Annotated in this window: 6 protein-coding genes; 3 read left to right on the forward strand and 3 right to left on the reverse strand. The window is 43.7% G+C overall.

Going from position 1 to position 7,545, the window contains the following annotated elements; translation table 11 throughout:
- Positions 1-10: 10 nt before the first annotated feature.
- Genes EYS00_RS19540 through EYS00_RS19550 form a run of 3 tightly spaced genes read left to right on the forward strand, consistent with a single transcriptional unit; the run spans position 11 to position 1,720 of the window.
- On the forward strand, positions 11-643 hold the full coding sequence (locus EYS00_RS19540; RefSeq protein ID WP_130639591.1) for a YceI family protein: 633 nt from the start codon (positions 11-13) through the stop codon (positions 641-643).
- Positions 636-1,190, forward strand: coding sequence for a cytochrome b (locus EYS00_RS19545; protein ID WP_130639592.1), 555 nt, complete (start codon positions 636-638; stop codon positions 1,188-1,190). Before EYS00_RS19540 ends, EYS00_RS19545 begins: the two co-directional genes overlap by 8 nt.
- Positions 1,187-1,720, forward strand: a complete 534-nt coding sequence (locus tag EYS00_RS19550) for a YceI family protein (protein ID WP_130639593.1) — start codon at positions 1,187-1,189, stop codon at positions 1,718-1,720. Before EYS00_RS19545 ends, EYS00_RS19550 begins: the two co-directional genes overlap by 4 nt.
- 47 nt (positions 1,721-1,767) lie before the next feature.
- Here EYS00_RS19550 and EYS00_RS19555 read toward each other — a convergent pair whose 3' ends face one another.
- The 3 genes from EYS00_RS19555 to EYS00_RS19565 all read right to left on the reverse strand — a co-directional run.
- On the reverse strand, positions 1,768-4,686 hold the full coding sequence (locus EYS00_RS19555) for a TonB-dependent receptor (RefSeq protein WP_130639594.1): 2,919 nt from the start codon (positions 4,684-4,686) through the stop codon (positions 1,768-1,770).
- Positions 4,687-4,826: 140 nt separating this feature from the next.
- Positions 4,827-6,155, reverse strand: a complete 1,329-nt coding sequence (locus EYS00_RS19560; protein ID WP_130639595.1) for a glycoside hydrolase family 27 protein — start codon at positions 6,153-6,155, stop codon at positions 4,827-4,829.
- A gap of 12 nt (positions 6,156-6,167) precedes the next feature.
- A partial coding sequence (locus tag EYS00_RS19565) for an SLC5 family protein (protein ID WP_130639596.1) occupies positions 6,168-7,545 on the reverse strand: 1,378 nt, incomplete at its 5' end.

Below are 7,545 nucleotides of genomic sequence, written 5' to 3' on the forward strand. Positions count from 1 at the left end.
AGGGAATATAATGAAATCTTTTAAAGTAATGATGGCGATCGCCACATTGTTTTTATGTAGTTGCATGTCCTTAGTGCTGGCACAAAGCGATTTTGAACAGCTGCCATCGGGCAAATATGAAGTTGATTTGACTCACGCGAGTATTGTGTGGAAGGTTTCTCACTTAGGATTGAGTAATTATGTTGCTCGCTTTACGGATTTTGAATCCTCAATACAGTACAACCCCGAGGATATCGCAGCGTCGGTGGTTACCGCTAGTATCAACCCTATGAGTATTGAAACAGCTTACCCCCATGCTAGTGAAAAAGATTTCGATAACATTCTTTCAACAGATGAAGCGTGGTTCAACGCAGGAACGTTTTCTAGCATTGACTTTGTCTCTACTAACATTGAAATGACCAGCGATAGCACAGCAGTAATGACTGGCGAGTTAACCTTTCTTGGTGTGTCTAAGCCAGTAACCTTAGATGTAGTTTTCAATGGTGCAATGAAGAGGCAACCGTTTAGTGGTAAGCCCACCATGGGGTTTTCAGCGTCAACAGTGATCGACCGCACCATGTGGGGTATGACCAAATACGCGCCTAATATTGGTGCTGAAGTTACGGTAATGATCGAAGGCGAGTTTGCCAAACTCAATGACTGAACTATCTCGATATAATGGTCTTGCTATTACCCTTCACTGGGCAATGGCTCTTGGGGTATTGTTTATGATTGGCAGTGGCCTCTATATGGTGAATGCTGATATACCAAAAGCCGACCAGTTTAAATTATATCAAATACATAAGGCTGCCGGTGTGGTCATGCTGGTGGCATTTGTTTTACGACTACTTACGCGATCTTTCTCAACACCACCGTCGCTGCCGATGAATATCCCTGAAGCAGAACAAAGGCTGGCGAAGCTTGGTCATTTTGGTTTGTATTTTTTACTGTTTCTGTTGCCGTTTTCCGGTTGGATCATGGTGTCGGCAAGTCCTTTTGGTTTGCCAACTTTCGTATTTGTTGACTGGATTAAGTGGCCTCATATTCCCGGTATCGCCAGAAATAAAGAGATAGAAGCATTAGCCAATACGGTGCATTGGTACGGATTTATAGTGTTGGTCGTATTCGTTGTTACCCATGTTGGAGCGGTGGTTTGGCATCGTAAAAAGCAAGGGGTAAGGTTAATTGAAAGAATGTGGTGGAAAAGATGAAATACTTAGTAACTGCAATGCTACTAGTTCTCGCATGGTCGGGCTCAGTATTTGCAAAAACGCTGATAGTTGATAATGACAATGGGTCACTGTTATTTTCAGGCGAGCACGCTGGAATGGCATTCGAGGGACGTTTCAATCAGTGGCGAGCTAAGTTGATCCTACCGCCAGCAGCTAGCCCCGAGATTGAGGCATCGTTCTCACTGTCATCAGCTGAAACTGGTGACAGTATGTATGATGAAACGCTTCCTGAAGCAGATTGGTTCGATGTTGAAAACTTCCCGCAAGCGGTCTTTAGTTCGCGCAGCATTGTAGCAGTAGGCGGTGGGTTCAAAGTATCTGGAGAATTGAGTTTAAAAGGCGTTTCGAATAGCGTGGAATTTTTGCTAGAAAACTCTGAGACAGGATACACCGCAAATTTCGCTATTGACCGTATCGCCTATGGTATTGGTGTGGAGTCAGACCCCGAGGCTGAGTGGGTGAGTCAGTTTATCGAATTAAGGTTAGTGATACCCAGTTCGATAGACTAATTGACATTAAAAAAGGGGCGTCTAGCCCCTTTTTCCTTAACGAGTGATTAAAACCTTGTTCTAATTCCTGCTGTGTAGCGAGCACCAGTTTCTCTGTAGGTGTAAGTCGCCTGACTGATACCCACATACTCGTGGACTGGTGAGTTAGTGATATTTGTGCCACTGAAGAACAACGTCGTGTCCTCTGAGAGTTGATAGTCTGCCGATATATCAAGCTGATCGTATTCATCGGCATATCGAGCCAAACCTTGTTGACTATTGGCTATGAGACTCTCGTCTCGATAATTGTATGCTAAACGAATACCCAAACCATTTTTCTCATAAAATACAATGGCGTTATAGCTTACTTCCGAAAGTTGAGGGAGTGGAAGTTCTTCACCTGTAACTTGGTTGAAGTTTTGCTCCGGCTGATCACTGTCAGTGTATGTATAGTTGAGGACGAAACCAAAACCGTCTAGCGTTGAATCAAAGAAGTCACCTAGATCTTGCTGCCAACTCAATTCGAATCCGCGAATGGTACCTGATTCGCCATTTTCCTTGAACGAGATGACAACTTCATCGTCTTGCGCTATTTCAGCAGTACAGTCAGGAGCGATACCGATTGTCGCAACGGTACATCCATCAGAGTTTCTATCTTCGCTAATATCAATGATTTCATTGCGAGTGCCTTCCTTAAAGAAGGAGGCTACGTCTTTATAGAATATTGCCGCGCTAAGTGCGCTGGTTTGAGACATATACCACTCGTAAGATACATCAAACTGAGTCGCTTCAAACGGCGCTAAGTTTGGATTACCCACGTTCGCTTGCTGAGAGTTACCCGGCAGATTAAGTGCAGGAGATAAGTCTGCAGGATTGGGGCGAGACATTACTTTCGCTGCTGCAAATCTTAGTTGCATATCTTCACTAAGGTCGAATGAAATGTTTGCACTTGGTAGAAATTTCGAATAATCGTTGGCTGCAGAAACTAACTCAGCAAACGCAGGATCAAACGCGTCATTGGGACCGTTAGAAAGAATATTGTAGGCATCTATGGCTGCGTCTGTTTGAACATAGCGAACGCCAAAGTTACCTCGATAAAAGTCACCTTCAAAATCAGCCTGTGCATAAATAGCGTGAGTTTTTTCTTCTATATCAAAGAAGTTTCCAAAGTTTTCCAAGAATTCCGCTGCAGGGCCCTCAAAACCTTCAGGATCATCCAAGGCAAACATTGCATTAGCAACTTCCACAAATTCACCGTTAGTCATCTCTGAAAGCGTAAACCATTGGCGAGGTACTGTGCCAGAAACGCCCTCCATAAACGGATCTTCGAGCAAAGTGATAAACTGTCTAACATTATCCGGTAGCTCATCAATGAGCACTGTGAAGCTTTCATTGCCATCGGAGGGGTCATTGAGTTGGAACTGATTGCGATTCGCTATTCTGTTCGAATACCTGTAACCAGTTTTTAGCGCATAAATAGGCCCAAGCTCGTACATAAATTCAAAATCAAGTTTGAAGCTATCCTCACCGGTTTCTCTGTCTTGATTTCGCGACCATACATTTCGCATTTCAAACCCTTCAGTTTCTAAAGCCGAGAAACCCTCCGGCAAAATGTTATTAACTTGGGGTAAGTCTGAGCCAAAGAAATCAAATTCAACTCGTTGTAGTACTTCGTTTGCTTTAGTCAACTGGAAGTTAGTATTGATACCCTTAGTATCGTTCACTGCTCGAGATGTTTGATATTGCGCTTTAACGCTCCAATCGTCCTCTAAATACTGCCCACCAAATGCAACAGCATACTGTTCTTCTTCAGTCAGGTTGTGCGTTGGGTTGTACTTAATCCAACCCCCTTGCCCAAAGTTAGGATTGTTTGCGTTAGTCGCTGATACCGCAGTGCCACGCATCAAGAAACCATGTTGGACATCATCTTGGTCGGTAACCGTTATTAGATCTTCCGGTGAAAAGCCGAACCTTATGTTACCTTGATGCAGCTGTGTAACTACTTTGGGTTGATTCTGCTGAGTTTCGAACTTGACCAACGTGATATCTGAAAATAGTTCTAGATTCTCGCTCGCTTGCCATTGAATGGAGCTATCGATACCTATGCGTTGTCTATCGAAGTCCATTCTCTGAAAGCGATTTGTACGTGCTACCCATACGTCGTATCCAGGGTTACCTGGATTAGTCAGCTCTCCCTCTGGAATGTGTTGCGCATTCGCTAGGTTGTAGCGATTTCCACCCAATTTCGACCAACCATTGTTTTGAAATTGATCGGTACGTTGGTGATAGTCTTGTGCTGAGATATTGATTAGAACACCCAGGTCACCTGCGCTTGTCTCAAACACGTCGCTTGCAAAAAGGTTTATTTCTGGGTCGTATTCATCACCGCGTAAATCATCATGACTTACTTTTCCCGCGACCTGAATTGTGCCTGGTTTGGTACTGAATGGTTTACGTGTCTTTAATCTTACCGTTGCACCGAGTGCTCCCTCAGTGTCGGATGCCGACGGAGATTTAATGACTTCTACGCCAGCAAACAGTGCAGAAGATATTCCGTTAAATGAATTATTGCGATTGTCCGAGTTATTGGAAATTAAGCTTCTACCATTTATTTCAACGCGGTTTTGGCTTAAGCCACGAACTTGAAAGCCCGCACCCTCACCACCTTCGTCACGACCGATTTGTAGTCCTGTGACACGTTGTAGCGCTTCAGCTATGTTATTGTCGGGCAGTTTACCTATATCTTCCGCAGAAATAGCATCGACAATTTGGTCTGCGGCACGTTTAGTCATTGTTGAGCGGCTAAGTGAGCCTCGAATACCTTGAACTACAATAATTTCAGCTTCGTCTTCTGCAGCGGTTTCTTGGCTTTGTTGAGTATTGGCTTCCTGCGCATGTACTGCAAAAGGGAAGGCTACGGCAGACACCATGAGACTCGTAAGTAGGTGTGAGCGGACGAGAGTGGCTAATTTATTTTGTTTGAACATCTTGTTGTCTCCAAATGAGCTTTTCTAACAACGAACTGCAATCAAATTATTATTGTTATGTTAATATTGTATTACAAAATAATACGAATAAGCCTTTGTTGCAATAGTGTTAACACGTTTTTTAATAATTTGTGTGAAATTTAAGGGTTAAATTTAAAAACCGCAGAGTCGTGAGGTTGCAGAGTTATCTTAAAAGTGTTCGTGTCGATAATAACTGGATAACGTCCCCAAACCTCGAAAACGTCATGTAAACCGACAGGGTAGTCGATATTGTCTAGATTGAGTGAGATCTCTGTAGAGGTATCGCTTTTGTTAAAGAGTCCGATATACACAGAATCTTTGATGGTATTTCTTGCTAACCAAATGTCATAGTCGGGATGTTCGATCATTCTGTAGCTAATGTCACACTCTTGGTTGACTTCGATCAGTGTCTCATTAGTCAGAAGCGATAGCGTAAAGCTATCAAGCTGAGTCATGTCTGCGCCTAGCATCAAAGGAGAGCGAGCCAAACACCACAAATTCATCAATGTATAGCATTCTTCATGTGTGAAGTTAGACGCTCTGTTTTGACCACCGGATTCTCCTCTCGGGAGGAAGCCGATAGGAAGCATATCCGCATCAGGCCAATGACCGCGAGTAGCAAAAGGGGCCCATGTGGCACATCGCTCCATCTGCTTTTTAAGTGAGCCCCATTCATCCCAGAAGTCTGCAGATATCCGCCACATATTTGCATGTTTACGCAAATGATTTATCAGTGTTGTCTCTGGGCCCCCCGGAGATAGGCTCAGTAGCATGCTTCGACTACACCTGCTGATAGCCTTACTTATTCCTTCAATGTCATCTACTCTGTAGGGAGATCCTGTACCTGTAGGGGAACCATCACTGTTATTAACTTCGTGCCAAGTATTCACGTCATCCGCTTTGATGAAGTCTACTCCCCATTCTGCATAAAGCTCAAAGATAGAGTCGTAATAGGCTTGGGCATTAGGGTGTGAAAAGTCGAGTGTGTCCATACTGTTAAACCAAGGGCACTGTTCCCTATTGTATGCGATGCTACTCGCTTGCGAGGATGTGCCTTTGATTGGAGAATTCAAAGCTACCGCTTTCTTGGGAATACCTCGCATGATATGGAGTCCAAACTGGAGACCTAGATCATGTACAAAATCAATCAGCGGCTTGAGGCCTTTTCCATTTGCCGACGAGGGGAACTTTTCAGGGCAGGGTATTAGGCGTCCAAACTCGTCTATTAGAATTGGAATATCGCCTTTCTTGTAGGTGGTATGTGAAGCGTTAGGTAAATACCATCCTAGGTCCAGCACAACATATTCCCAACCAAAAGCTTTTAAGTGCTCAGCCATAAATACAGCGTTAGCTTTAAATTCTTCTTCTGTAATTGATACGCTAAAACAATCCCAGCTGTTCCAACCCATTGGTGGGCTCATTGCAAGAGATGAATTAAAAAAGTCCATCGAGTCAGTTCCTTAAAAAATAATTGAAAATGAAATGATTAGCGCAAACATTAGGGCAACGCATAAACCCGACCAAAGACCAATGTGGCTGTACCATTTATTGCCAAGGTGAGAGAAGAAAAATGCGCCACGGAAATTAAATGTCACATCGTCGCCAATTTGATCGGGTCGAGGTGGTGTTGTAACAAAACTTAGACTGACACACAGCGCCATACAAAAAAGCCAGTTTAGGACTCCTTGATTGGCATAAGGTGTGAGAATTTCAGGTGCGCTCCCAAACGACAGCCAAACCTTAAGTGCAATACCGAAGATAAAGCCAAGAACACAGGTAGCAAATGCGGCTTGCCCGCCGATGCGTTTCCAGAAAGTACCGAGTAAAAATACGGCAGAGAACGGAGGGGCAAAGAAAGTAAACAATTCTTGAATATAAGCAAAAAGGCTGACTTCTTGTGTGCTAATCCAAACACCAACAAATATGGAAAGAGCCAACAACGAGAAGGTGACTATTCGTCCCACCCCTACGAGCTGTGTCTGGCTTTTCTTGGCGGAGGAAAGGCGATTGTAAAAGTCCATCGTAATAATGGTTGAAGTAGATGTAAGTACGGCACTGACAGTACTTTGAATGGCACCGAAAAGTGCCGCGAGTAAAATACCCTTAAGACCGATAGGAATAACCGTATTGATAAGAATGACGTAGGTTTGGTCTGCGACTTGTCTAACGTCGTCTAGTGAGCCAGCGTTAGCAATTATGTCTGGCTTCATAGCGAAGAATATAAGGCCGGGAATGACCACAATGAACGGAAGTAACAGCTTTAGGTAGCCAGCGAATACAACGCCCATCCTCGCGTGATACATGTCTTTTGCAGCGAAAACTCGTTGAATTAAAAATTGATTTATCACTGTGTACCAAAGGCCTATGTAGAAAAAGCTTAATACCCAGTGAGACCATGGAACGAGCTGGTGAGTAAGCGGTTGAACTACCGACAGTCGATCATATTCGTCATGTTTTACAGCTTCAAAACTCATAGCATCTACTGCTGTTTTCCAGATGCCTTCTTGGGCTTTGTTGCGCTCAATCATTAACGATAAACCGTCGAAAAAACTATCTCCGCCTAAAGCGATTAACCCAAATATTGTTACGGAAATACCGCCTACAATCATGACCGCAATAGTCACTAAGTCCATCCAGGCGACCGATTTTAGACCTCCCCATATTGCCCAGATACCAGCTGTACATCCGATGATAGCGATACAAGTAAACAGGCCTAACATTTCATCTTGAATGTTGAGCAACGCATTTATATCTAGTAAAGCATTAAGTGCCAAACCACCGCCATAGATAACCGGTGCTAGAAACGCAAAAATATTCGCTATTACGGTGACGATGGCG

Origin of the sequence: Alteromonas sp. KUL49 (assembly GCF_006538345.1) — a bacterium.
GTDB lineage: Bacteria > Pseudomonadota > Gammaproteobacteria > Enterobacterales > Alteromonadaceae > Alteromonas.